We start from the raw sequence: 24,652 nt of genomic DNA on the forward strand, positions 1-24,652 counted from the left end.
TGTACTCCGAAACGGGAAAAGTCCGACAGAAAAGACATGCAGAGGCGCGTCAGCAACCTCTGCGGGATGGATGCAGGTTGGGCTACAGCCCTTTACCTGCGACGAAGAGGATTAGGTCGCGCACCCGGCTCGAGTAGCCCCACTCGTTGTCGTACCAGGACAGGACCTTGACCGACTGCCCAACAACCTTGGTCAACTCCGAGTCCACGATCGATGAGCGCGAGTCGCCGCGGTAGTCGACAGAAACGAGCGGCTCGGTCGCATACCCAAGGATGCCCTTCAGATTGGTCTCGGATGCCGTCTTGAATGCCTGGTTGACAGACTGAGCCGTGACCGGCTTTTCGGCGATAAAGGTGAGATCGACCAACGAGACGTTGGGGGTCGGGACGCGAATGGCAAACCCATCCAGCTTGCCCGCAATTTCGGGAATGACCAGCTTCAACGCCTTGGCCGCGCCGGTCGAGCTCGGAATCATGGACAGCCCGGCAGCGCGCGCCCGGCGCAGGTCCTTGTGCGGAAAGTCCAGGATCACCTGGTCATTGGTGTAGCTGTGGATCGTCGTCATAATGCCAGAGACAATACCAAACGTCTCATGCATCACTTTAACAACCGGAGCTAAACCGTTGGTGGTGCAGGACGCATTCGAGATGATGTTGTGTGCCGCGGGATCGTACTTGTCGCCATTCACGCCCAGGACGATGGTGATGTCCTCGTTGGTGGCCGGTGCCGAGATGATCACCTTCTTGACACTGCCGCCAAGATGCAGGCAGGCCTTGGTGGCATCGGTGAAGTGGCCGGTGGACTCGACGATCACCTCGGCACCGGTCGAGGTCCAGTCCAGCTTTTGTGGATCGCGGTCGGCGAACACCTTGATGGTCTTGCCGTCGATGGTGATTGCGCCCTCGGTGGCCTGGATGTCATTGGGGAGGTTGCCCAGGATCGAGTCGTACTTTAGAAGGTGCGCCAGGGTCACTGGGCTGGTTAGGTCATTGATCGCGACAAACTCGATCTCTGGGTTTCCAAGAGCGGTACGCAGGACGTTGCGGCCGATTCGCCCAAAACCATTGATGCCTACCTTCACTGCCATTGCGATGTGCTCCTCGTCGGTCAAACTGCAAACCTGATGCTAGCATCGCAGGCAGCCCCGGTGCGAGATGACAGACCCGCACGGGTTGCAGCAACAACCGTGCACAGGAACCGCCAGGCAGTGGAGCGCGGCGGGCGCCCAAAATTGCACAACGATTGCAGCACGGTTTTGACCTGTGTACCATCCAAGGCATGCGCGAATGGTGGCGCGAACGAATCATGAGACGACGCGGAAAAAAGGGCCCGAACGAATCGGAGTCCACAGGAAAGATAGGCCAGGAACTGCCCCAGGGGCAGCTGGCGCCCCTACGGCCCTCGTATGCAGACAGTGTGCCGGAACCAGCCAAGCCGGCACAGACGCCGGCTCCTGTGCTGGCAGAGCCGGTGGGCCGGTTTGCCGATGCACCGTACGCTCCTGCTGAAATTGAGGCAGCCGACGAGGCTGCGATCGACGAACCCGCAGGAGCACAGGCGCTTGCAGAACCGGAGGGAAAGCTGGTGCATGAGACGCAGCCGGACTCACCTTCCACCCCGCCCCCGGCGGCGCAGGCTTCCAACCCTAGGGCGCCAAGAGGTTTTGTGGTTCTCACCATCGGGCTTCCCGGTTCGGGCAAGACGACCTGGTTCAAGCGCCGCGCCGTGCAGCCGCTCTCGAGCGATATGCTGCGCACCATTCTGTTCGACGACATCACCGAGCAGCGTTACCAGGGTCTCGTTTTCTCGACCCTGCGCTCGCTGCTGCGCGCCCGGCTCATTGCCAAGATGCCGTGGAACTACGTGGATGCCACCAACCTTTCTCCGCATGAGCGGCGCCAGTGGATCAAGATGGCGAAAAGCTTTGGCTACGACGTGCACGCCGTGTTCTTCGACGTGCCGTTCGAGGTCTGCATGGACCGCAACCGCCGCCGCGAGCGCATGGTGTCGGAAGACGTAATGCAGAAGATGGCTGAACGACTTAGGCCACCATCCTTCAAGGAAGGCTTTGCGAAAATCACGGTGGTCCGGGTCAAGGGTGCGCCTCCATCCACGGCCGTGGCAGCGGCAACTGACGCCGACCTGAGCCAGGACGATCCAGCTTCCCCGGAGATAGACCAGGGCTTCGACCCTGCTGGCGAGGACGAGCTTTAGAGCCGATTTCGGAGCGCTGGAGGAAAATTCCGACGCTCCAGCCGGCCCAGGCAAGGGAGCGCACGTGGCGGCAGCGATCGAGTTCTCGGGTGTCCACCTGGTGGTACCGGGCGACGAAAATAAGGGGCGCGCCCTGCTCGACGACGTCTCTCTCCAGCTTGAAGCAGGCACCGTCACGGCACTGCTCGGGCGCAGTGGCTCCGGCAAAACCACGCTCCTGCGGATGGTCAACCGGCTGGCGGTGCCGACTTCCGGTACGGTCCGTGTGCACGGCGAAGACGTTGCCCAGAAGAGCGTGGTCGAGCTACGCCGCGGCATCGGCTACGTCATCCAGGACACCGGCCTGTTTCCGCACCTGACCATCGCCCGCAACATCACCATGGTGCCCGAGCTGTCCGGCCATCCCAGGCAGCACTTCGCGGAGCAGGTCCGGCAGCTGCTGACCGCGGTCGGGCTTGACCCCGCACGCTTCGCGAAGCGCCATCCTCACCAGCTTTCCGGCGGACAGCGGCAGCGTGTCGGCCTGGCCCGTGCGCTCGCGGCGGAGCCACCGATTCTGCTCATGGACGAGCCGTTTGGCGCGCTCGACCCACTGACCCGCGCCGAGATGCAGGACATGGTGCGTGGCTTGCTGCAACGCCTGCGTGATCGCGGGCAGCCCAAGACCGTTCTGCTGGTCACCCATGACCTTGATGAAGCCATGTACCTCGCCGACCGCATCGTGCTGGTGTGCGACGGACGGATCGAGGCCGACCTCGCCCCGGCGGAGTTTCTGCACTCGCAACAACACGCGGTTGCCGAATATGTCTGCGCATTTCACCGCGGCGAACGCAAGGTCACGGCATGACTGCGCCCGGCCTTGCCCCTTTGCTGGCCGCGGGCTTCCTCCAGGAACACTGGACCGAGATAGCCACGCTCACGCTCGAGCACCTGTGGCTTACCGGCGCGGCGTTGCTGCTGGCTGCGGGCATCGGCGTGCCGCTGGGCATCCTGCTGACCCGATACAAGAAACTTGCCAAGCCAGTCCTTGCCGCCGCCAACATCATCCAGACCATCCCATCGCTGGCGCTTTTTGGCTTCCTGCTGCCGCTGCCCTGGCTGGGTGAGCGGGCATCCCGCATCGCGATCGTGGCGTTGACCGGCTATGCGCTGCTGCCGATCCTGCGCAACACCTATGTGGGTATCCGCACCGTGGAACCGGCAGTCGTGGACGTGGCGCATGCACTGGGCATGACCGGCTGGCAGCGACTCATCAAGGTCGAGCTACCGTTGGCTGCTTCCGTGATTCTTGCGGGCCTGCGCACCGCCACCGTAACCGCCGTGGGCATCGCCACCATCGCAGCCGCGGTAGGCGCCGGTGGCCTGGGGGAGTTCATCTTTCGTGGTGTGGCCTCAGTCGATAACCGCCTAGTGCTCGCCGGCGCGATCCCCGCGGCCCTGCTCGCCTTGGCCGCCGATACGCTGCTGGGCCTGGCCGAGTCTAAATACAAGGTGCATGGACGGGACAGGTGATGCGACGCTGGAAGCTTCACAGGCCCGGGCTCGCGGGGTTGCTGCTCGTTCCCCTGGCGATGCTTGCCAGTTGCGCCCCGCCACGGTTTGACCGCCCGGTGATCGGCGCCAAAAACTTCACCGAGCAGGTAGTGCTGGGCGAACTGCTGGCGCAGCACATCGAGGCGCGCACCGGCCTCAAGGTCGAGCGCCGGTTCTACCTGGCAGGCTCGTACATCGCGCAGCAGGCGATGATCTCGGGCCGCATCGATGCCTATGTGGAATACACCGGCACCGCGCTTACCGCGATTTTGAAGCAGCCGCTCGTGCATATGCCCGACCCTGCACAGAACCAGGCCGCCTCACTCGCGATTGTGCGCCGCCTATATGCGCAGCGCTACCACGTGGTGGCGACCGAGCCCCTTGGCTTCGAGAACACGTTTGCGATGATCGTGCGACCGGATGCAGCTGCTTCGATCCGGTCTCTGTCGCAGGCCGTGTCCGCGGCGGCGCAGTGGCAGCTTGGCGTTGGTTACGAGTTTGAAGAGCGCCCCGACGGGCTGCGTGGGCTCAAGCAGGCGTACGGGCTGCAGTTTGCCGGCGACCCGCGCACCATGGATCTCGGGCTGCTCTACCGCGCGCTGTCCGCGCACCAGGTCGATATCATCGCCGGCAACTCCACCGACGGTCCGATCGCCGCGAACCACCTCAGGGTGCTGGCTGATGACCGGCACTACTTCCCTCCTTACGAAGCTGTGCCGCTGGTTCGCCAGGCAGCGCTTGCGCACTGGCCCCAGCTGCGTGGGGCGTTTGCAGATCTCGCCGGCAAGATCTCGGCAGACGACATGCGCGCGATGAACGAACAGGTCGATGGCGAGCACCGGGATGTGGTGGAAGTGGTGCGGGCCTTCCGTTCGCAGCATGGGCTCTGAGGGCAGGCGCGATCGTTAGAATGGTGGACATGGCAGATGCGACCCAACCGGAGCGGATGGTGGAGCCCTGGCTGCGCAACACCCTGTCGGCAGTGCCCGCCGTCCCGAGAGCCGTGCTGCATGCTCTCGAACTCGCGCGGGAGAACGTCGAACACTGGACGCCGCAGCTAACGGACGAGGAGATCCACGCGACGCCGTTTGGGCTCACGCCGTATGCGTTTCACGTGCGGCATATGGCACACTCACTGGACCGACTGCTGACCTATGCCGAGGGTGCGCCGCTCAACCTGATGCAACGTGCCGCGCTTTCCGTTGAGCTGGAGCCTGGCATGAGCACGCAGGCAATGCTGGCCGAGTTCGAGAGTGCCCTGCGCGAGGCCGCGGGCCGGATCCGCCGGCTGCCACTCGATCAACTGGAAGCTCCACGAGCGGTCGGGGCGAAAGGCCTGCCGGCAACACTTGGCGGCCTGCTGGTCCACCTCGCTGACCACACGCAGCGCCATGCGGGGCAGGCCGTGACCACGGCAAAGTTGTTGCTGGCCCTTCGTGCAAGCCGCGCAGCCAATGTTTAGTTTTGTGCACGCATACTGAAGCAGGTTTTCCCACCAAGGCGCCTCTGCCAAGCCAGCCCGTCCCTGGCCGTCCGTCGCGTCGCCCTTACCCGCGCTCGCCCGCGACACGAACCATCCCTGCTACCCTGATTTGGGTCTTTTGCACCCCCGAGAGTTTGCTGAGCCTTGCCTTCCGCTGACAACACGCTTGCCTGGCAGCCTCGACATAACCCATGGCTTATCGCGCTCACCGTTACGATCGCGACGTTTATGGAAGTGCTCGACACTTCCATCGCCAACGTCGCGCTTCCGCATATCGCCGGCTCGCTGGGTGCGAGCAGCAACGAGGCAACCTGGGTTTTGACCAGCTACCTGGTAGCCAGCGCAATCGTGCTGCCAATCTCTGGCTGGCTGCAGAATCGTTTCGGGCGCAAGCGCTTCTACATGACGTGCGTGGCGCTGTTCACCGGCGCGTCCGTTCTGTGCGGTCTCGCACCGTCATTGCCGCTGCTGATCTTTGCCCGCGTACTGCAGGGGCTTGGCGGCGGCGGTCTCGCGCCCAGCGAGCAGGCCATCCTTGCCGACACCTTCTCTGTCGCGAAGCGAGGGCAGGCGTTCGCGGTGTACGGCATGGCCGTGGTGGTCGCGCCGGCCATCGGGCCGACGCTGGGCGGCTGGATTACCGATAACTACAACTGGCACTGGATCTTTTTCATCAACGTGCCCATCGGGATCCTGTCGCTGGTGCTCACCTCCCGCATGGTCGAGGATCCTCCGCAGATGATTGCGCGCATGCGTGTTGCCGCGACCCAGTCGATCGATTTCGTTGGCCTCGTCGCCGTCGCCGTCGGCGTGGGAATGCTCGAGTTCGTGTTCGACAAGGGCCAGGAGAAGGACTGGTTCGGGAGCCAGGAGATCACCTCCGCTGCGATCGCGGCCGTGGTGATCCTGTGTTTTTTCGTGGTGTGGGAGTGGCGGCATCGCAGCCCGATTGTGGACCTGAAGCTGTTGCGGATCCGTAACTTCGGCACCTCGGTCGCCTTGCAGTTTGTGCTCGGCATGGTGCTGTTTGGCACCACGGTGTTGATCCCGCAGTTTCTGCAGGCGCTGCTGGGGTACACGGCCGAGCGTGCCGGCATGGCGCTGTCTCCGGCTGGCCTGGTCATGATGGCCATGATGCCCGTCGCCGGCTTCGTGGTCGGCAAGGTGCCGGATCCGCGCTGGCTTGTTGCAATCGGCTACGCGCTCACAGCAGCAGGTCTTTACAACCTCACGCGCATCGATCTGGATGTCTCGTTCCAGACTGTGATGTGGTGGCGCGCGTTGCAGGTGATCGGCCTGGCATACATCTTTATTCCGATCAGCACGCTGAACTACGTCGGGGTGCCGCGGGAGAAAAACAACCAGATCTCGTCGCTCTCGAACTTCGCGCGCAACCTGGGCGGCTCGTTCGGTACCGCGATGCTGACCACGTTCCTGGAGCGCACTGCGCAGGCACACCAGTCCAATCTGAGCGAGCACGCGTATGCCGGTGGTGTGGCCTATCAGGGATTTATCGCGAAGACGCAGGCAGGGCTCGACATGGTAGGTCGCCCCAACAGCGCCAACGTGGCGATGGGGCAGGCCTACCAGCAGCTGCAAAGGCAGAGCAGCATGCTCTCCTACCAAAATGCATTCTGGCTGCTCAGCGTCATCATCGTGTGCCTGGTGCCGGTGCCGTTCCTGATGCAGCGCCCGCCGCGCCATACCCCTGGCCGTCGCTAGCGCCCGGCAGCCGGCTGGCGCTGGAGCCGGGTGGTCAGGCTTGATACATTAAGAGATTGTGACCCGACGCATCCAGCGGCCTGTCAACTCCGCCGCGCGTGGGGGCTTTTGAATTCATGGGCCCTTGGGGCGCTCGTTTTCCGGGCGTGCTAGGGTGTCCGAAGGCTTCGGCCAGAACGCGGCTGCACCTGTCGTGGCTTGCCTCTTGAGCGAGCGCGCATGCACCCATCATTTGCTCATTCCAGCGCATGCGTTGTACGGCAAGCAGTGTTTCGCTCGCATCGTCCAAGCAGGAGGAACTTGTAACAATGCCAACTTCCCTGAACTTCCGCATCGGCCTGGTCCAGATGCACTGCACGCCCGATCCGGACGAGAACCTTGAGCTTGCCGCCGAGTGGGTGCGCAAGGCTGCCCGTGAGGGCGCACAGGTCATCTGTCTGCCGGAGCTGTTCCGCGCGCAGTACTTCTGCCAGCGCGAAGACATCGCCCTGTTCGATCTCGCCGAGCCGATCCCAGGGCCAAGCACCGAGCGGCTCGCCGTGGTAGCACGCGAGGAAAAGGTGACGATCATCGCCTCGCTGTTTGAGCGCCGGGCAGCCGGGCTTTATCACAACACGGCGGTCACGCTGGGACCCGACGGACAGATCACCAGCATGTACCGAAAGATGCACATCCCGGACGACCCGCTTTACTACGAGAAGTTCTACTTCACGCCGGGTGACCTGGGCTACCGAGCCTTTGACACCGCGGTGGGTCGCGTGGGCACGCTGGTCTGCTGGGATCAGTGGTACCCGGAGGGTGCGCGCATCACCGCGCTGCAGGGGGCGAACGTGCTCTTCTACCCGACGGCGATCGGCTGGCACCCATATGAGAAAGCCGAGCATGGCGCCGCGCAGTACGACGCGTGGCAGACAATCCAGCGCAGCCATGCCATCGCTAATGGCGTGTACGTGGCCGCGCCCAACCGCGTGGGCATCGAGCATGGCGACATCCGCGGCAACCGCGTCGATGGCCCGGGCCTGGAGTTCTGGGGCGGCTCGTTTATCGCCGACCCGTTCGGCCGCGTGATCGCCAAGGCCTCGCACGACAAGGAAGAAGTGCTGATCGCCGAGGTGGATATGAAGGGCATGGAAGAGCAGCGCCGCAACTGGCCATTCCTGCGCGACCGCCGCATCGACTCGTACCAGCCAATCGTGCATCGCTTTCTGGATGCCTCCACCCTGGGAGATGTGAAGTGACCGAGCTCGAAACCCCGCAGCAGGCCGGCTTCCGCATGCCGGCCGAGTGGGCGCCGCACGAGGCGACCTGGATCGCATGGCCGCATAACCCGGAAGACTGGCCGGGCCGCTTCCAGCCGATTCCATGGGTATACTGCGACATTGTGCGCGCCCTGGCAAAGGTGGAGCAGGTCCACATCCTGGTCAACGATGCCGCCGCGGAAAAGCGCGTCCGGAGCCTGTTGAAGCGCACCGGCGCCAAGCTTGCTGCGGTGCACTTTCACCAGTGGCCGACCAATCGCATCTGGACGCGCGACTCCGGGCCGATCTTTGTCCAGAACGCGCAGCAGGAGGTCGCCATCACCAACTGGCACTTCAACGCGTGGGCCAAGTACAACGACTGGCAACTGGACGATGCGCTGCCGGGCCGCGCTGCCGAACTGCTGGCGCTCCCTGAGTGGCAGCCGCGCGTCGCCATGTCAGCAAACGGGGAGGCCGCGGAGCACCGCGTCGTGCTCGAAGGCGGATCGATCGACACCAACGGCGCAGGGGTTTTGCTCACCACCGAGGAGTGCCTGCTGAGTGATGTCCAGGCACGCAACCCGGGTCTGTCGCGCGCTCAGCTCGAGCAGGTGTTCCATGACTACCTCGGCATCGACCAGGTACTCTGGCTCAACCGCGGCATTGCCGGCGATGACACGCATGGCCATGTCGACGACATCACTCGCTTTGTGAACGAGCGCACGATCGTGACGGTGGTTGAGCCGAACACTGCCGACGAGAACCACCTGCCGCTCGCTGAAAACCTTGACCGGCTGCACGCAGCACGCGCGCTCGATGGCGAGCCGTTCCGCATCGCGACGCTGCCATGCCCGGCGCCGGTGGTGTTTGAAGGGCAGAGACTTCCCGCTTCGTACGCCAACTTTTACATTGCGAACGGGTTGGTGCTCGTGCCAACATTCAACGATCCCAACGACCGTATTGCCCTGCAAACACTGGCGGAGTTGTTCCCTGCTCACGTGATTCAGGGCACCCACTGCGGCGACTTCATCTGGGGACTCGGCGCGCTGCACTGCATGACGCAGCAGCAGCCCGCCGGCAACAAAGGCACATAGAGGCCGTGGCAATCGACGATTTGGAGTGGCTGGGGACGTGGTACCAACAACAATGCAACGGCACATGGGAACACCAGAAGGGCATGCTGCTGGAGCCATTACCGCCGATTGAGAGCAGCACGCGCGGCCCCGGGGAACCGGGCTGGCGATTGCGGATCGATCTGCGCGGCACGGCGGCGTCCGGACACGCGCCCCGGCGCATGTCCGTGTGCTCATTTGAAGGTGCGTGGCTCAGGTGCGCGCTGTCCGGGCAGCACTTCGAGGGCGAAGGGCTTGATGTCGAAAGATTGGTGGGCGTGTTCCGCCGGTGGATTGACCGCGAGCCGCCGGTGCTCGGGGCGGCCAGCGCAGGCTGATGGCCGGGAACATCCACAACGACGCCCAACCAGACGCCCTGCAGCGCCTCGATCTTGAGCGCCTCGACTTCGGACGAATGGCGTTGGCGCTCGCGGAGGCACGCCTTGCTGCCGAAGCAGGCGAGGTCCCTGTCGGCGCGGTATTGTTCCTGGGCGACCAGCAGTTAGCCAGCGGCCAAAACCGCGTGCTGCGCGACCACGACCCCACGGCGCATGCCGAGGTGGTTGCGTTGCGCATCGCGGGGCAGCAGCTTCGCAACTATCGCCTGCTCAACTGCACGCTGTACTGCACGCTGGAGCCCTGCGCCATGTGCGCCGGCGCCATGATTCATGCGCGCTTAGGCCGCCTGGTATATGGGGCCGCGGACCCAAAGACGGGAGCTGCCGGCTCCATGCTGCAGGTGTTGAATCATCCGGAGCTGAATCACCAGTTGCCGGTTACACCCGGGATCCTGGCGGATGCATGCGGCGGGGTGCTCCAGCAGTTCTTCCGCGCGCGCAGGCGCAGCTTGAAAGGCAGCCTCACCTCGACAGCAGCGGAAGCCGAAGGCTGAACTTTCGGGCGGCCCGGTATATCATGCTGCTTCATGGACCTTCTCGTTTACTCCGCCACATGGTGCCGGGATTGCCGCGAGGCGAAGCGGTTCCTCGACAAGCACAAGATCCCCTACACCGAGATCGACATTGAGCGAACGCCTGGCGCTGCAGACGAGGTTCTGCGTCGCGTTGGCAAGCGCGCTATTCCACAGTTTGTGATTGATGGCGAGTGGGTGCAGCCTTATCGGCCTGGCGAGGGCTTTCTACACGAGGAGATGAGCGCCCGGTTCGGCGTACCGGAGTAAGCGCCGCCGTTTCGGCGCGCTTAACCCCGGCCCTGTCGGTGCTGGTTACGGCAGCTCGTTCGGGTGGATCACAACGCCCTGCCCTGCTTCGGCGAGCTCTTCGCCGGCATCGTTGAGGATCGCGATCGCATCGGCTTCGTCCTTGGCTTCCACCTGTAGTTGCAGCGGCCCGAGACCGGGCTCGAGGATGCGTGCATTCTCACCGGACAGAAAAGCCTGGATACCCGCGGACTCCAGGCGACCTCGCGCCATCTCGGCTTCGAGTGGCTCTGAGAAGTTTGCTACTGTCACTACTTCTTCCATGAACGTCTCCCCTGTGCGTGTCGAACTCACCACCGTAGGATGCACGTTCCACCGGCTGCGCCGGAAAACACCCACTACAATCAAGGCTGCAAGGAAGGAAGTCCCGCATTGATTCGACGCTACACGCGGCCCGCGATGGGCAAGATCTGGACGGATGAGAGCAAGTACCGCGCATGGCTTGCCGTGGAGGTTGCAGCAAGCGAAGTGCTGGCGGACGCAGGCATCGTGCCGCAGCAAGCCGCTGCCGCCATTCGTGACCGGGGCGACTTTGAGCTGGAACGGATTGAAGCAATCGAGGCTGAAGTTCGGCACGATGTGATCGCATTTACCACCGCGGTCGCTGAAAAGATCGGGCCTGAGTCGCGCTGGCTGCACTACGGGCTGACCTCAAACGACATCGTCGACACCGCGCAGGCACTGCAGGTCAAGTCCGCATCGGCCATCCTTCGCGAGGACCTGGTCGCCCTGGCCGCCGTGCTGAAGCGCCGCGCGCTCGAGTTCCAGCACACGCCAGTGATCGGTCGCACCCACGGGGTCCATGCCGAACCCACGACATTTGGCCTGAAGCTGCTGAACTGGTACGCCGAGACCGAGCGCAACATCGTGCGCTTCGACGCAGCCGCGGAAGGAATGCGCGTAGGCAAGTTGTCGGGCGCAGTGGGCACCTTTGGGCACCTCAAGCCGGAGCACGAGGAAGCGATTTGCGCAAAGCTCGGGCTTGAGCCCGCGCCTGTGGCTACGCAGGTGCTGCAGCGCGATCGCCACGCGCACTACATCTCCACACTCGCGATCATCACCTCGACGCTCGACAAGATTGCAACCGAGGTGCGGCATCTGCAACGCACCGAGGTCCGAGAAGCTTCGGAGTTTTTCTCGGAAAAGCAAAAGGGTTCGTCGGCGATGCCGCACAAGAAGAACCCCATCCTGTCCGAGCAGATCTCGGGCCTGGCCCGGGTAGTGCGTTCGAATGCACAGGCTGCTTACGAGAACATCGCACTCTGGCATGAGCGTGACATTTCGCACTCGTCGGTTGAGCGCGTGATCCTGCCCGACTCGACGATCCTCACCGACTACCTGCTCAACAAGACAGCGACATTGATCGACCAGCTACTGGTGTACCCGGAACGCATGATGCGCAACCTCGAGAGTACCGGCGGCCTGATCTTCAGCGGCCAGTTGCTCTTGGATCTTGCAGAGGCCGGCATGCTGCGTGAAGATGCGTACCGGCTGGTGCAAGGCTACGCGATGCGCGCCTGGAAGGATGACCTGGTCTTCCGTGACCTCGTGGCCACCGATGCGCAGATCACCGCGTTGCTCTCGCCGGAGAAGCTGGCCAAAACGTTTGATCTCCACCGACAGCTCGGCAACGTGGACGCTATCTTCTCTCGCGTCTTCAAAGTGAGCGAAGCCAGGAGCTAACGTGCACGTCACGGTCGGGATTACGGGTGCAAGCGGCGCGGCATTCGCGCAGCAACTCCTGCTTGCGCTCGAGCAGGATGCACGGGTCGACAAAGTGCACTGCGTGGCGAGTGAAAGCTCGCTGCGCGTGCTCGCCGAGGAGCTGGGATTCAGCGGCCGCAGCCAGTTGATTGAGAAGCTGCTCGGCGCCCCGTCCACCAAGATTGAACAGTTAGTCGAGAATGACATTGGCGCCGGCATCGCGAGCGGCAGCTACCCTTCGGCCGGGATGATCGTGCTGCCCTGCAGCATGGGCACGCTTGCGAGCATTGCGAACGGTTTCGCGCAGAACCTCATCGGCCGCGCCGCGGACGTCTGCCTCAAGGAGCGCAGGCCGTTGATCCTGTGCGTGCGCGAAACGCCCTTCAACAAGATCCACCTGCGCAACATGTCGCTCGCCGCGGATGCAGGCGCGGTGATCTTCCCTGTCATTCCCGCTTTCTACAACCGGCCTATCGACTCAACAGAGATGGCGCGGCAGTTTGCGTTTCGGGTGCTGGCACACTTCGGGCTGCCACAGCCGGAGATGTACCGCTGGAAAGCAGAGTAAGTGCCGCGTCGGCATCTTTCGCTGGCCGCGTGCAGTGCCTTGCTGCTGATCGGCCTGCAGTCAGGCTGTGGCCATGGCGAACACCGCCTGCGGCACGGTGCTGCCCTGGGGCTTTCGCGATACTACAATCCGCTCGCCTCGAGCAATCCAGCGAGTAGCGACGTGATCCCGGTGCACGATCCAAGCCTTGCGCGCGCGGCGGACGGCACCTATGTCGCGTTCACCACGGACCTGCCGTTCCTGCACAGCCGGCAGCTTCTCGCGATGCGCTGCTCTCGCGATCTGCTTGTCTGGCACAGTTGCGGTTACGTATTTCCCACCATGCCGGAGTGGGCAAGGCAGGAGTTTCCGGAAGCCGTCGGCCTGTGGGCGCCGGACATTTCCTACTTCAATGGCCAGTACCACCTGTACTACACGGTCTCAAGCCTCGGATCGCAGCACTCCGCCATCGCACTGGCCACGAGTCCTACGCTCGATCCCGCAGCACCTGGTTTCCACTGGACAGATCGTGGCGTCATCCTGCGATCCCACACCGGCGACGACTTCAACGCGATCGATGCTGCCATCCTGGTGGACCCCGGCGACCCTGCACGCATCTGGCTCACGTATGGCTCGTTCTGGCATGGCATCTTCCAGCAGGAAGTCCAAGCATCGACCGGTCGACTGGTGGCCAACAGCACTCGCTACCACCTGGCCGAGCAGCCCTCGGACCGCGAGGGCGCAATCGAAGGCAGTGCCATGGTGGCACATCACGGCTGGTACTACCTGTTTGCCTCGGTCGGGATCTGTTGTGCAATGCCTATTGAGCGCGATACCTACCAGCAGATCGTGGGGCGCTCGCGCAGCCCGCACGGTCCGTTTGTTGCGGAGGACGGCAGCCCGCTGCTCAGGGGCGGCGGCACGATCCTGCTCACCAGCGACGAACACTGGCTCGCACCGGGTGGCGGCAGCCTCTTGCTTCAGGGCGAGGATGTATGGCTCGCCTTCCATGCGTTAGACCGCCGCAACCAGGGCGCGCTCAACCTGTGGGTCGAGCACGTTGAGTGGCGCGACGACTGGCCGGTGCTCACACCTCAAGCCGCGCCCATGCGATAGACGAGGTTACTGCTGCGGTGTTGTGGTTCCGCCCTGCTGCGGTGTGGCCGACTGACGCAGCCGCTGCAGCTCCTCCAGCATCTGCTGCGGAGTCTTGATCTGCTGCGGTGACGATGCCGCGGCGGCGGGCAATGGGCTCGCCAAAGGCTGCGGCACGGGGGGCTGTTCGACCGGTTCCTGTTCGTCGTCTTCGGCAGCAGCCTGGGTCGGAGTGCGCGCGGCGGCCGCGCCCGGGGCAATCGTAGTGCGCGCACTCAGGATCACTTCGCGCGGAGAACCATCCGGCCGCCTGCCGGAGATCAGAACGTTGTAGCCCGAATCATCCAGGAGCGCGCCAAGGACATCCTGCGGGTTCCCCGGACCGTAGACGCCGAAGATGCGTTCATCCCTGCCGAGACCCTCAACCTTGGTTCCGGTCTGGCTCTCAAGCGTATGCAGGATCGACAGCAGGCTGCTGTTGGTCGCCCGAATGGTCAAGCGCCCGGAACTGAGATCGATCTGTGCCGGCGTGGGAGGCTGGTCGAGCATGGACAGCAGCTTCGGCTGTGCTGGTGCGGTCGGCATCACCGCTGTGGCAGGGGCCAAGCCGGGCGCAGTCGGCACCTGAGCGAGGACCGGGGCCGCCGGCAGACAGCCGGCAAAGCAGATTGCCGCAACACTACGAGGTCCCAGACGCATGCTCGTCCTTCCCATACAGCTTTCATTTGGCTGGCCGTGAGCAGCCAAACGCTCACTCACGGGAGCCATCAATCCTGCATCGCCGAGTTCCGGAGAACCCGAACGCGACGCCGGTGTTGCAAAAAATGATCAGCGCTTCTCTGTACTAGACTAGCAGTGCAATGCGGCGGTTATCAGCGTGCGTGAGGTATTTCGAAGTGACCAAGGGGCGGAGGTTCTCAGCGGTGCGGGTCGGCATGGTGCTGGCGCTGCTGCTTCTGCCGGCTGCATATGGCCGCACGGCGCACGCAGTGTCCTGCACTACTGGCGCGGCCCTTGCCGGCGACCAGCGTTCCGCTCTTTTTGATGCGGCGCACCAGTTGGGCGGAGCAGTGCTGCGTGGAGATGCCGCGGCGCTGAAAGCTGCGACCATTCCGAGTGTTGCCGGCAACTTCGACGGCATTGCCGCCACCGTACAGGGGTTGACCGCGCAGTTGCAGGGCGCGACGCTCACCGTGACCAGCCTCTACGGGCTCAACGCGGACGACCTCAAGGGTTCCGAAGATGATGTCCAGTTCTTCTGCAGTGTTCCTGGCGCGCCCTTACTGGTCACCGTCACACTAAGCGAGCTGCCGAAAGGTCAGTTCGCGCTGGCGATTCTGCATGCCACGGGCGTGCCACAGGCGCAGCAGTTTGCACTCATCCTGCAGAACACCGGCACGGCTACCCCACACTGGCAGCTTGCGGGCTTTTTCGTGCGGCCGCTCACCATGGATGGCCATGACAGCACATGGTTCTGGCAGCAGGCGCGCGTGTTCAAGAGCAGGAACCAGCCCTGGAGCGCGTTTTTCTATGACCAGGCCGCCGACTACCTCGCGCGGCCGGCCGATCTGTTCACCAGCAACAACCTGCAGAAGCTCAGCCGGGAGACTGCCGCCGTGGAGCCTGCCGGACTGCCGGGGAAGAACCCCATGATGCTGCCCGCCGGGGACCGGAGCTTCGCAATCACAGGCCTGCGCGCGGACGCTACCCTGCATGCGCTGGACTTGCGGATCGACGCGAAAGTCGAGAGCGTAAGCGACCCGGTAACCGCGCGTAAAGACGCGTTGACCCTGATGACCGCCCTGCTGCAGCAGCATCCCGAGCTCAGGTCGAACTTTCACGGTCTCTGGGTCTACGAAAGCACAGCTGCCGGGCAGACCTTTGCCGTGGAACAACCTATGTCCGCGTTAGTATTGCCGTGATGCGCTCTGCCCCTAAACCTTTTCTGCAGCTGGCCGCGGAGCGGCGTTCTACCCCCGCGTTTGATGGCACCCCCGTGCCGGAGGAGGACCTCCAGGCTATCCTCAGCGCCGGCCTGCAGGCTCCCAGCAGTTACAACCTGCAGCCCTGGCGTTTTTTCGTTGTACGCAGCGCAGAAGGAAGGAAGCGTCTGCGCATCGCCTGCTTCAACCAGGGCAAGGTTGAAGAAGCACCGGTCGTGATCGTTGCCTGTGGGGACGCGGACGGCTGGCGCAATGGGGACATGGAGGAGATGCTTCGCCTGGGGCGAGAGGGCGGCATGCCTGAGAGCTACCTTGAACAAGTGCGCAGCAATGTCCCGACCTACCTGCGGGATCATCCGAATCTCAGCGCGTGGCTGAACCGACAGGTAATGCTTGCCTTCACCACGATGATGTGGGCTGCGGAGTCGCTGGGCTACCACACGGCACCGATGGAAGGCTTTGACTCGGCGCGCGTTCGCAGCAGCCTTAAGCTGCCGCTCAGCTATGAACCGGTCGCATTGCTGGTGATCGGGCATGCGCAGGGCAAAGCCAAGACTAACGGCGGTCGCTTCCCGCGGGTACGTACTGTGTTTGAAGAGGAGTATCCAAGGCCGCTGCCAAGCTCCATCCCGGAGTAGGCGCCCTGGCGTTTGGATCTGGTTCAATCGGGCCTGGCGCGAGACGCTCCGGGAGAGCGATGCAGAGGATCACGGGCAGCTACATGCCTGCCAGGCGCAGAGACCCGTGCGTCAACCTAGAGGGCAGATGCCTTTTCAAGCTTCGCGCTCATCCGGCCTTCCGCAACAGATCCGGCATGCAGCTTCAACAGGCTGAAAGCCGCGCGGCAAAGGGAGTGCGCCACAAAGACGCCAAATCCGAGGGAAGCCATGATGGCACAGACCAGCATGAAGAGATTAAGAAGATCCTGCATAGGTGACTGTCTCCCAAAGCTTAGGATGCCAAGCCCCGGAAATCTGACGCTTGCCCATCCCAATGTTTATCCTGTGAGGATTCTCACAGAAATCGCCGGATTGACCGTATAAACCTCTGTCAATAAGCTGGGGAGGGATCACCGAAGGCACCGCAGGCAGTGCCTTGCTTCCTCGGCCCCTCCCGGGCATCTGATCTCCACACGACAAATTATGGCGATCACGCATATCTCCGTCCGCGGTGCGCGGCAGCACAATCTTCGCGACATCAATGTCCGCATCCCGCGGAACACCCTCACCGTCATCACTGGCCTTTCGGGTTCGGGCAAAAGCTCGCTCGCCTTCGACACGATCTACGCGGAGGGACAACGTCGTTACGTTGAGACCCTGTCAGCCTACGCGCGGCAGTTTCTGGACCAGCTTGAGCGGCCCGATGTGGATTCGATCGAAGGACTGAGCCCCGCGATCTCCATCGAGCAGAAGACCACCAACCGCAGCCCCCGGTCCACGGTCGGCACCATCACGGAGATCTACGACTATCTCCGTCTGCTGTACGCATCGGTCGGGATCCCACACTGCCCGAACTGCGGTCTGGCTATTTCGCGCCAGTCGCTTGAGCAGATCACCGACCGCGTACTGGCACTGGCGCCGGGCGAGCGCGTCACGATCTTCGCGCCCGTGGTGCGAGGCCGCAAGGGTGAGTTTAAGGACCTGCTGGATTCGCTTGATTCGCAGGGCTTTCGCGCCCGCATTGATGGCGAGCTGCGCGACCTTGCCGAGCCCATCGCGCTGGAGCGCCGGAAAAATCACACCATCGAGGCGGTGATCGATCGCCTAGTGCTAAAGCCGGAGATGGACCGCAAGCGTCTGGAAGGCTCGATCGCCAAGGCGCTCCAGATGGCGAACGGCCTGGTGGTGATCCAGGTGCACGGGGCTGGCTCCGCTTCAGCGACGGCAGAAGCCGGCGCAAACAAGGAGCAGCTGTACTCTTCGTCGATGGCCTGCCCTAACTGCGGCCTGGATGTGCCCAAGCTCGAGCCGCGCTCTTTCTCCTTCAACAGCACCTATGGAGCCTGTCCGGCCTGCAACGGCCTTGGCTCGATCTACGACTTCGACCCGGTCAAGGTCGTAACCGACTGGTCCAAGCCCCTGCTCGACGGAGCGCTTGGCCCAGGCTCTTCGTCCCAGTACCTGCTTAAGCTGATTCAGCTGGCCGCCACCCGTTACAAAATCGACCTGAAACAGCCGTTTGAAGCACTGAGCAAGAAGCAGCAGGACATCCTGCTGCACGGACCGGACAAGGCCGAGGGACCACGCACGGGGTTCCACGGCATCCTGCAGTGGCTGCGCGAGTCGCTGGAAGAGTCACGCTCCGACAGCTACCGCGAGTGGATGCTGGGGTATATGTCGGCCTCCGAATGCTCGACCTGCAAGGGCCGCCGGCTGCGTCCCGAGTCGCTCGCTGTGCAAGTGGGCGGCCTCTCAATCGCCGAGTTCACCGGCATGCCGCTGGGCCGGGCGCTTGAAAGCGCGCGAACACTGGAGTTCTCATCGCGCGATGCGCTGATCGCTGAACGCCTGCGGCGCGAAGTGGTGGAGCGTCTCGAGTTCCTGAACGAGGTTGGTCTTTCCTATCTCTCCCTCAACCGCAATGCCGCCACGCTCTCGGGTGGCGAAGGCCAGCGTATCCGCCTGGCGACGCAGATCGGCTCGCGCCTGCGCGGTGTGCTGTACGTGCTGGATGAACCATCGATCGGCCTGCACCAGCGCGACAACATGCGCCTGATTGCTGCGCTCGAATCTCTCCGGGATCTCGGCAACACGGTGCTCGTGGTGGAGCATGACGAAGACACAATTCGCCATGCCGACTACGTGCTGGACCTTGGCCCCGGAGCAGGCAAACTCGGTGGCTACGTGGTGGCCGAGGGCAAGCCGGCAGACATCATGGCCAGCGCTGACTCGCTCACCGGCCGGTACCTGTCCGGACAGGCGACCGTAATGCATCGCGAGGCGCCGCGCGGACTTGCCGGCAAGTGGATCGCGATCGAAGGGGCGGTCTCGCATAACCTGCAGAATGTCTCCGCGCGCATCCCTCTCGGCGTCATGACCGTGATCACGGGCGTTTCCGGCTCGGGCAAGAGCACGCTGGTCAACGACACGCTGTACCGTGCGCTGGCAAAGGAGCTGTACGGCTCCCGCGAAGAGCCCGGGCGCTACGCCCGCGTCAAGGGCTTCGAACAGATAGACAAGGCTGTGCGCATTGACCAGTCGCCGATCGGGCGCACGCCGCGGTCGAACCCCGCCACCTACACCGGGGTGTTTGCCGCGATCCGCGACCTGTTTTCCATGCTGCCGGAGTCACGCGAACGCGGTTACAAGCCCGGGCGCTTCTCGTTCAACGTTGCCGGGGGCCGCTGCGAAGCCTGCCAGGGCGATGGGCAGAAGCGCATCGAGATGAACTTCCTGCCCGACGTGTACGTGCTGTGCGATATCTGCAACGGCCGGCGTTACAACCAGGAGACGCTGAGCGTTCGCTTCAACGGCTACTCCATTGCGAACATGCTGGAGCTTTCGATCGGGGACGCCCTGCCGGTGCTCGCAGACATACCGCAGGTGCGCAACAAGCTCCAGACGCTGGTGGATGTAGGTCTTGGTTATATCCACCTGGGGCAGGCGGCGACGACTCTCTCCGGCGGAGAAGCCCAGCGCATGAAGCTGGCGCGCGAACTGTCCAAGCGCCAGACGGGCAAGACGCTGTACCTGCTCGACGAGCCAACCACCGGGCTCCACTTCGACGACGTACGCAAGCTGCTCGAGGTCCTGCACAAGCTCACCGATCTCGGCAACACGGTGTTGATCATCGAGCACAACCTTGATGTGATCCGCAACGCGGACTGGATCCTGGACATGGGACCGGAAGGCGGCGAGGGCGGCGGCCGCATCATCGCGGAGGGTACTCCCGCGGCGATTGCAGCCGTTGCGGAGTCGCATACGGGCGCATTTCTGAAGCGCTACATCGAAGAGTTTCCGGAACCGGCCGCAGGCAGTGTTGCAGAGGGTAATCCAGAGATCGATCCGGACAGCGAGGCCGTGCCGGTCAGCGCGGGTGCTGCGCCGGCACAAAAGCGCGCGCGCGGAACCAGCCGAGCGGTTTCCACAACGAAACCGACCAAACCGGCGAAAGCGACAAAGCCTGCGGACGTCAAAGCCAAAGCGGCGGCCAAACTCCCAAGCAGCGCAAAGCCCCGGAAAGTGACGAAGTGATCTCACCCGAGGGACCAGCGACACCACCCAGGCCAGAGGAGCACCCGCCGCAACCTCTCCCGCAGGCAGATGCGCCAGGCATCGTGGCGATTGGCCCGCACCTGGGGCATGCCTTGCTGCTGATCGTGCTCGCGGTTGTGCTGGTATCAGCGGGCCAATTTCTTGCGCTGCTGGCGGCGCAGCAGCTGCACGTGGAAGGGCACCACTCTCTGCGCGGGTATGCCGACCTAATGCGCAATGACGCGCGCTGGCTCATTCCGTCAGAGGCATTAGGCTACCTGCTGGTGCTCGCCGCGGCGGTGCCAATCTTTCGCGCCATGTGGCACCGGGGGTTCGCTGCTGGGGTGCACTGGAACCTAGCTGTGGCAAAACGCTACGCCGGGCGTCTTGTTCTGTGCGGGCTTGGCTGCGGCTGTTTGATCGCGCTGCTGGGCAGCCAGCTGCCCATGCCGCAGGATCCGCCCATCATGGCGGACATGATGCACTCGCCGGCCGGCGCGTGGATGATGCTGCTGTTCGGGGTCACGGGCGCTCCACTCTTCGAAGAATTGGTATTCCGCGGCTTCCTGCTGCCGGCGTTTCTGAATGCCTTTCGATGGCTCTCGCAAAAGGGAGACCTGGCACCATCGGCGGTACTCTGGCTCGGTGTTCCCTTTTCCGTGGTATTTACGAGCCTGCCGTTTGCGCTGCTGCACAGCCAGCAGGTTTCACACGCCTGGGCTCCCGTCGCTTTGATCGGGTTGATCTCGCTCGTGCTGTGCGTGGTGCGCCTCAGGTTGGACTCGTTGGCCAGCAGCACGCTGGTGCACTCCGCCTACAACTTCACACTGTTTGCCGGGATCCTGGTGCAGACCTCCGGTTTCCGCCACCTGGATCGCCTGGCCCATTAACCTTTCACCATACTGTTCAAGCCCCGGAGCACGATTGTGACCAGCACACACACCAAGGCGCATCCCCACGGCGATGCCGACCCGCGCACGAAGCTGCTTTCCCTGCTCGCGAAAATCTCCTTCAAGCTCGGTAGCTTCCAGCTTTCTTCGGGCGCAACCAGCGACTACTACATCGACTGTCGGATCACCACCCTGCATGCCGAGGGTGGCCGCCTGTGTGGTCTTGCGCTGTTTGACCTGCTGCATGCGCACAGCCTGCGACCGGCAGCGGTGGGCGGTCTTACCATGGGGGCCGATCCCGTGGTTTCTGCTATCGCGATTGCCAGCGCGCAGCGCGGCCACGAAGACAGCACGCAGCCGCTGGTGCATGGCTTCCTGGTGCGCAAGGAAGAAAAGGCACACGGCATGAAGCGCCGCATTGAAGGCTTCTTCGAGCCGGGTGCCCCGGTCGTGATCGTGGATGATGTCTGCACGACGGGCGCTTCCACCATCGACGCCATCGAAGCAGCGCGCGCGGCAGGCTTCCAGGTGATCGGCGCAGCCTGCTTAGTGGAGCGCACCGAGGCCGCCGGGCGCGGCGCAGTCGAGGCTGCCCTGGGCGGCGCTCCGTTCTTTGCTCTCTTCACGGCGAACGACGTGCGGAAGGCGCATGTTGCGCAGCTGCCTTTGTAAGGGCAGCTGCGTCTCTCCGGGGGAGGAGCCTAGGGGTGACCTGCCGCCGTTCCTGTAGAGGAGTTGCTGGTGGCATCGGCAGAAGTTTGATTGGAAAGCAACTGCACTTCCACGCGCCGGTTCAGAGCCCTGCCTGCTGCCGTGTTGTTGCTCGCGACAGCCTTGTCCTTGCCCAGTCCGATGAGGTAGAACCGGTGTGCAGGCACACCATACCGCGACGCAAGGTACTGCACCACGGCATCTGCCCGCTTGTCGCTGAGTTCGTAGTTGTAGGTTGCACTTCCCACCGAGTCTGTTCCGCCCGTGAGCTGCAGGATGTAGGAGCGTTGGGATCCAAGTCTCTGTCCCAGTTCATCCAGCTGAGCCTTGGCACTGCGGTTCAGTTCAGCCTTGTTGAAAGCGAAGTTCAGTGAGATGTCGTCAACCTTGCTGTAGGTGTCGAGGTTGGCCACAACACTGCTCAGGCTGCCGGCACGATGCACCGCATCCTGCGCGCTCTGCTGGGCCTGATTTGCTACCGTGCTCGCGCCAGTTGCGGATTGCTGGGCACTATCCGCACTGCTCTGCGCATTGGCAATGCCAGTTCCCGTGCGCTTGTCGAGGTCCTGCAGCGAGCGGTTGTTGGCCGCGGTCTTGTCATCCAGCTCGTTGGTCTGCTGGATCACCGGGGCGGTTTGATTCCGCACATACTTCTTGGTGCTGCAGCCGCACACGCAGCCGAGGACCAGGACGCATGCGAGTGGGTACGTCAGAGTCTTGAAAACGCGGCCTGGGGCGGCCAATTGATGCAGAGCGAGATCCTTCAATGCGAACCATCCTTTGCTGCGATGCGATCGTTGGCAGCGAGCGGAGTTTATGATGCACCTCGCATGCCAAACCCGATCACAGGATACATGCGTTGATTGCACCGGCTTTGCGCGCGAGAGCCGGCGCGGTAGCACCCGCGAAGGGTGCCAAAAGCAGCCCTGCGCAGGTAGTTTTTACCGCACTGTAACGGTCCGCTGCCAACTCCGCCTGCCTGGCAAGGTTGATCGGCAGTGCAGCTCGCCGCGGCGCTAGGATAGAAGGTACTCCATGGATTTAGAAGCCAAAATCCGGACCCTCCCGACCGGGCCCGGCGTGTACCTGTACAAGGACGTAGAAGGCACCGTCATCTACGTCGGCAAAGCCAAGAACCTGCGCTCGCGGGTCCGCTCCTACCTGCTCGAAGCCTCGCAGGCCCACGCCAAGACTGGCTCGCTGATGCGCGCCGCCGTGGACGTGGACTACATCCTGGTCGGCAACGAGGGAGAGGCGCTGGCGCTTGAGAACAATCTCATCAAGCAGCGCAAACCACGCTTCAACATTCTGCTGCGCGACGACAAGACCTATCCGTACGTGAAGCTCACGATGGGGGATCGTCACCCCAAGGTGTTTGTGACGCGTCGCTTGCGCAAGGATGGCGGCGCGTACTACGGTCCATACTTCCCAGGTAACCTGGCCTACCGCATCGCCGAGCTGCTCCACCGGTCGTTCCTGCTTCCCTCGTGCAAGGTCGACCTGAACCGCTACCACCCGCGCCCCTGCCTGCAGTACTACATCAAGCGCTGCCTCGGGCCGTGTGTGGAGGGCCTTACAACCACGGAACAGTACCGGGAAAGTGTGCGCGATGCGCAGATGTTCCTGGAAGGGCGCGGCGCGGAACTGGGCAAGCAGATCGAAGCCCGGATGCACGCCGCAGCCGACCAGGAACTGTATGAACTTGCCGGCAAGTATCGCGACCTCCTCACGACGGTGGATCAACTCCAGGACAAACAGCGCATCGCCTCGGCAGACGAGGACGATGCGGACCTTTTCGGCTACCACTACGAGAACGGAATGCTCGCGGTCAATCTCTTCCACGTGCGCGCCGGCAAGATCGTGGATCGACGTGAATTCTTCTGGGAAGATATTCCCGACCTTGAGTTGATCGAAGATGACGAAGCAGGGGCTGCCGGCGGGGCTGCAACGGTGTCCATGCCCATGCTCACACCCGCTACAGAGAAGCGCGAGTTCGATGCGGGCGCATTCTTCGCCTCGCTGCTCAAGCAGCTTTACCTCGAGCAGCCGTACGTGCCGCACTTCATCTACACGCCGGTCGAGTTCAAGGACCGGGCGCTGCTTGCGTCCACACTCTCCAAGCGCGGCCGGCCAGTCGAGATCGCCGTGCCGCAGCGGGGTGAGAAGCGTTCCATGCTCGACCTGGCCGGCACCAACGCCAAGCAGAGTTATGACCAGCGGTTCCGCGTGATGAAGCCAAGCGAGAACGCGATTGCCCTGGCGCTCGAAGATGTGCTGATGCTGCCGGAAACACCGACCCGCATCGAGTGCTTCGACATCTCGCATATCCAGGGAGCCGAGACCGTTGCCAGCATGGTCGTGTGGGAACAGGGCGGGATGAAGAAAGCGGATTACCGCAAGTTCCAGATCAAGACCGTCACAGGCGTTGACGATTTTGCTTCCATGCGCGAGGTTATTACCCGGAGGTACAAGCGTCTGCTGGAAGAGAACCGGCCCATGCCGAGCCTGATCCTCGTGGACGGCGGCCTGGGACAGTTGCATGCCGCAGCCGGTGCGCTCGAGGAACTGGGCCTTACCACGCAGCCGCTGGCCTCCATCGCCAAGCGTGAAGAGGTGATCTACGTCCACGGCAACGCGCACGGCAGCGAAGACGAGCCGGTAGTGCTGGAGCGTCGCTCCCCCGTGCTTCACCTGATCCAGAGGATTCGCGATGAATCGCACCGTTTCGCCATCACCTACCATCGCAAGCGCCGTGAGATGCGGGATCGCTCTTCAGAACTGCTCGAGATCGCGGGCGTGGGTGCCCGCACGCGCATCCGGCTGGTGGAACATTTCGGCAGCGTCCGCGCGGTGCAGGCTGCGGGCGTTGAGGCATTGACCGCCGTGGTGCCGCGCAAAACGGCCGAGGGCATCGTGGCGCACTTCCGTAAAGGCGACGCAACGCCGGGCGTCTCAGAGCTCGTGCAGGAGATTGGCGCGGCAGGCGGCGAAAGCATCCTGCCGGTGTTGCCCGGTTGACAGCCGGGTTGTCCGTTCACAACCACCAAG

At 63.3% G+C, this 24,652-nt stretch carries 25 protein-coding genes; 20 read left to right on the plus strand and 5 right to left on the minus strand.

The genetic code is table 11. The features are described 5' to 3' along the window. Window positions 1-82: 82 nt before the first annotated feature. Window positions 83-1,087 (minus strand): type I glyceraldehyde-3-phosphate dehydrogenase, encoded by a 1,005-nt coding sequence (gene gap, locus D1Y84_RS16625; RefSeq protein ID WP_124849686.1) that lies wholly within the window; start codon window positions 1,085-1,087, stop codon window positions 83-85. 329 nt (window positions 1,088-1,416) lie between these two features. Between gap and D1Y84_RS16630 the strand changes: the two genes are divergently transcribed. From D1Y84_RS16630 to D1Y84_RS16680, 11 genes are all read left to right on the plus strand, one after another. Further along, window positions 1,417-2,214: an ATP-binding protein gene (locus tag D1Y84_RS16630; RefSeq protein WP_233581496.1), complete on the plus strand. Its 798-nt coding sequence runs from the start codon at window positions 1,417-1,419 to the stop codon at window positions 2,212-2,214. A 64-nt stretch (window positions 2,215-2,278) separates the two neighbouring features. Next, the gene (locus D1Y84_RS16635; protein WP_124849688.1) at window positions 2,279-3,061 is read left to right on the plus strand and encodes an ATP-binding cassette domain-containing protein; all 783 of its coding nucleotides are present in this window, start codon (window positions 2,279-2,281) and stop codon (window positions 3,059-3,061) included. Continuing rightward, window positions 3,058-3,726 (plus strand): ABC transporter permease, encoded by a 669-nt coding sequence (locus D1Y84_RS16640; protein ID WP_124849689.1) that lies wholly within the window; start codon window positions 3,058-3,060, stop codon window positions 3,724-3,726. The genes D1Y84_RS16635 and D1Y84_RS16640 overlap by 4 nt, the downstream gene beginning before the upstream one ends. Further along, window positions 3,726-4,637: a glycine betaine ABC transporter substrate-binding protein gene (locus tag D1Y84_RS16645; protein WP_124849690.1), complete on the plus strand. Its 912-nt coding sequence runs from the start codon at window positions 3,726-3,728 to the stop codon at window positions 4,635-4,637. The genes D1Y84_RS16640 and D1Y84_RS16645 overlap by 1 nt, the downstream gene beginning before the upstream one ends. Window positions 4,638-4,666: 29 nt before the next feature. Next, window positions 4,667-5,209: a DinB family protein gene (locus tag D1Y84_RS16650; RefSeq protein ID WP_233581497.1), complete on the plus strand. Its 543-nt coding sequence runs from the start codon at window positions 4,667-4,669 to the stop codon at window positions 5,207-5,209. 165 nt (window positions 5,210-5,374) lie between these two features. Then, window positions 5,375-6,952 carry a DHA2 family efflux MFS transporter permease subunit gene (locus D1Y84_RS16655; protein ID WP_233581498.1) on the plus strand — a complete coding sequence of 526 codons (1,578 nt, stop codon included), beginning with the start codon at window positions 5,375-5,377 and terminating at the stop codon, window positions 6,950-6,952. Between the two features lie 308 nt (window positions 6,953-7,260). Further along, entirely contained in the window at window positions 7,261-8,190 is a 930-nt protein-coding gene (locus D1Y84_RS16660) for a carbon-nitrogen hydrolase (RefSeq protein ID WP_124849691.1), read from the plus strand. A 35-nt stretch (window positions 8,191-8,225) separates the two neighbouring features. Further along, window positions 8,226-9,284 carry an agmatine/peptidylarginine deiminase gene (locus D1Y84_RS16665; RefSeq protein ID WP_124850224.1) on the plus strand — a complete coding sequence of 353 codons (1,059 nt, stop codon included), beginning with the start codon at window positions 8,226-8,228 and terminating at the stop codon, window positions 9,282-9,284. Window positions 9,285-9,289: 5 nt separating this feature from the next. Beyond that, entirely contained in the window at window positions 9,290-9,640 is a 351-nt protein-coding gene (locus tag D1Y84_RS16670) for an Imm53 family immunity protein (protein ID WP_158615532.1), read from the plus strand. A 77-nt stretch (window positions 9,641-9,717) separates the two neighbouring features. After that, complete coding sequence (tadA, locus tag D1Y84_RS16675; RefSeq protein ID WP_124850225.1) at window positions 9,718-10,194, plus strand: tRNA adenosine(34) deaminase TadA; 477 nt, start codon at window positions 9,718-9,720, stop codon at window positions 10,192-10,194. Window positions 10,195-10,227: 33 nt separating this feature from the next. Beyond that, window positions 10,228-10,482: a glutaredoxin family protein gene (locus D1Y84_RS16680; RefSeq protein ID WP_124849693.1), complete on the plus strand. Its 255-nt coding sequence runs from the start codon at window positions 10,228-10,230 to the stop codon at window positions 10,480-10,482. 45 nt (window positions 10,483-10,527) lie between these two features. Here D1Y84_RS16680 and D1Y84_RS16685 read toward each other — a convergent pair whose 3' ends face one another. Next, complete coding sequence (locus D1Y84_RS16685; RefSeq protein ID WP_148092695.1) at window positions 10,528-10,785, minus strand: DUF2007 domain-containing protein; 258 nt, start codon at window positions 10,783-10,785, stop codon at window positions 10,528-10,530. Window positions 10,786-10,893: 108 nt separating this feature from the next. On the opposite strand from D1Y84_RS16685, the gene purB reads away from it, so the two are divergent. From purB to D1Y84_RS16700, 3 genes are read left to right on the plus strand one after another with little or no spacing between them, the layout of a single operon-like run. Continuing rightward, a complete protein-coding gene (gene purB, locus D1Y84_RS16690) occupies window positions 10,894-12,204 on the plus strand; it encodes an adenylosuccinate lyase (protein ID WP_124849695.1) in 1,311 nt (436 codons plus the stop codon). A 1-nt stretch (window position 12,205) separates the two neighbouring features. Further along, the gene (locus D1Y84_RS16695) at window positions 12,206-12,793 is read left to right on the plus strand and encodes a UbiX family flavin prenyltransferase (protein ID WP_124849696.1); all 588 of its coding nucleotides are present in this window, start codon (window positions 12,206-12,208) and stop codon (window positions 12,791-12,793) included. Continuing rightward, on the plus strand, window positions 12,794-13,888 hold the full coding sequence (locus tag D1Y84_RS16700; protein WP_124849697.1) for an arabinan endo-1,5-alpha-L-arabinosidase: 1,095 nt from the start codon (window positions 12,794-12,796) through the stop codon (window positions 13,886-13,888). Window positions 13,889-13,894: 6 nt separating this feature from the next. Here the strand turns inward: D1Y84_RS16700 and D1Y84_RS16705 are convergent, their stop codons facing one another. After that, window positions 13,895-14,566 (minus strand): hypothetical protein, encoded by a 672-nt coding sequence (locus D1Y84_RS16705; protein WP_148092696.1) that lies wholly within the window; start codon window positions 14,564-14,566, stop codon window positions 13,895-13,897. A gap of 182 nt (window positions 14,567-14,748) precedes the next feature. Between D1Y84_RS16705 and D1Y84_RS16710 the strand changes: the two genes are divergently transcribed. Both D1Y84_RS16710 and D1Y84_RS16715 read left to right on the plus strand, forming a co-directional pair. Continuing rightward, entirely contained in the window at window positions 14,749-15,789 is a 1,041-nt protein-coding gene (locus D1Y84_RS16710; protein WP_124849699.1) for a hypothetical protein, read from the plus strand. Further along, window positions 15,789-16,448, plus strand: a complete 660-nt coding sequence (locus tag D1Y84_RS16715; RefSeq protein ID WP_124849700.1) for a nitroreductase family protein — start codon at window positions 15,789-15,791, stop codon at window positions 16,446-16,448. The genes D1Y84_RS16710 and D1Y84_RS16715 overlap by 1 nt, the downstream gene beginning before the upstream one ends. 116 nt (window positions 16,449-16,564) lie before the next feature. On the opposite strand, the gene D1Y84_RS18015 is transcribed toward D1Y84_RS16715, so the two are convergent. Beyond that, window positions 16,565-16,741, minus strand: a complete 177-nt coding sequence (locus D1Y84_RS18015; protein WP_158615533.1) for a hypothetical protein — start codon at window positions 16,739-16,741, stop codon at window positions 16,565-16,567. Window positions 16,742-16,952: 211 nt separating this feature from the next. On the opposite strand from D1Y84_RS18015, the gene uvrA reads away from it, so the two are divergent. The 3 genes from uvrA to pyrE are packed head-to-tail and all read left to right on the plus strand — an operon-like array spanning window position 16,953 to window position 21,565. Beyond that, window positions 16,953-20,003: an excinuclease ABC subunit UvrA gene (uvrA, locus tag D1Y84_RS16720; protein ID WP_124849701.1), complete on the plus strand. Its 3,051-nt coding sequence runs from the start codon at window positions 16,953-16,955 to the stop codon at window positions 20,001-20,003. After that, on the plus strand, window positions 20,000-20,893 hold the full coding sequence (locus tag D1Y84_RS16725) for a CPBP family intramembrane glutamic endopeptidase (protein ID WP_124849702.1): 894 nt from the start codon (window positions 20,000-20,002) through the stop codon (window positions 20,891-20,893). Before uvrA ends, D1Y84_RS16725 begins: the two co-directional genes overlap by 4 nt. A gap of 36 nt (window positions 20,894-20,929) precedes the next feature. Further along, entirely contained in the window at window positions 20,930-21,565 is a 636-nt protein-coding gene (gene pyrE, locus D1Y84_RS16730) for an orotate phosphoribosyltransferase (protein ID WP_124849703.1), read from the plus strand. Window positions 21,566-21,594: 29 nt separating this feature from the next. On the opposite strand, the gene D1Y84_RS16735 is transcribed toward pyrE, so the two are convergent. After that, a complete protein-coding gene (locus D1Y84_RS16735; protein ID WP_233581500.1) occupies window positions 21,595-22,251 on the minus strand; it encodes an OmpA family protein in 657 nt (218 codons plus the stop codon). Window positions 22,252-22,639: 388 nt separating this feature from the next. Here D1Y84_RS16735 and uvrC point away from each other — a divergent pair, with 388 nt between their 5' ends. Beyond that, entirely contained in the window at window positions 22,640-24,622 is a 1,983-nt protein-coding gene (gene uvrC, locus D1Y84_RS16740) for an excinuclease ABC subunit UvrC (protein WP_124849704.1), read from the plus strand. Window positions 24,623-24,652 lie beyond the last annotated feature (30 nt).

It is taken from the genome of Acidipila sp. EB88, from assembly GCF_003858395.1.
GTDB lineage: Bacteria > Acidobacteriota > Terriglobia > Terriglobales > Acidobacteriaceae > EB88.

Bases quoted from the DNA above. Each gene is read 5' to 3' on its own strand.
- D1Y84_RS16660 (WP_124849691.1), top strand. From the start codon at position 7,261: ATGCCAACTTCCCTGAACTTCCGCATCGGCCTGGTCCAGATGCACTGC.
- D1Y84_RS16685 (WP_148092695.1), bottom strand. From the start codon at position 10,785: ATGGAAGAAGTAGTGACAGTAGCAAACTTCTCAGAGCCACTCGAAGCC.
- D1Y84_RS16645 (WP_124849690.1), top strand. From the start codon at position 3,726: ATGCGACGCTGGAAGCTTCACAGGCCCGGGCTCGCGGGGTTGCTGCTC.
- D1Y84_RS16680 (WP_124849693.1), top strand. From the start codon at position 10,228: ATGGACCTTCTCGTTTACTCCGCCACATGGTGCCGGGATTGCCGCGAG.
- D1Y84_RS16665 (WP_124850224.1), top strand. From the start codon at position 8,226: ATGCCGGCCGAGTGGGCGCCGCACGAGGCGACCTGGATCGCATGGCCG.
- D1Y84_RS18015 (WP_158615533.1), bottom strand. From the start codon at position 16,741: ATGCAGGATCTTCTTAATCTCTTCATGCTGGTCTGTGCCATCATGGCT.
- tadA (WP_124850225.1), top strand. From the start codon at position 9,718: ATGGCGTTGGCGCTCGCGGAGGCACGCCTTGCTGCCGAAGCAGGCGAG.
- D1Y84_RS16715 (WP_124849700.1), top strand. From the start codon at position 15,789: ATGCGCTCTGCCCCTAAACCTTTTCTGCAGCTGGCCGCGGAGCGGCGT.
- D1Y84_RS16705 (WP_148092696.1), bottom strand. From the start codon at position 14,566: ATGCGTCTGGGACCTCGTAGTGTTGCGGCAATCTGCTTTGCCGGCTGT.
- uvrC (WP_124849704.1), top strand. From the start codon at position 22,640: ATGGATTTAGAAGCCAAAATCCGGACCCTCCCGACCGGGCCCGGCGTG.
- gap (WP_124849686.1), bottom strand. From the start codon at position 1,087: ATGGCAGTGAAGGTAGGCATCAATGGTTTTGGGCGAATCGGCCGCAAC.
- uvrA (WP_124849701.1), top strand. From the start codon at position 16,953: ATGGCGATCACGCATATCTCCGTCCGCGGTGCGCGGCAGCACAATCTT.
- D1Y84_RS16650 (WP_233581497.1), top strand. From the start codon at position 4,667: ATGGCAGATGCGACCCAACCGGAGCGGATGGTGGAGCCCTGGCTGCGC.
- D1Y84_RS16640 (WP_124849689.1), top strand. From the start codon at position 3,058: ATGACTGCGCCCGGCCTTGCCCCTTTGCTGGCCGCGGGCTTCCTCCAG.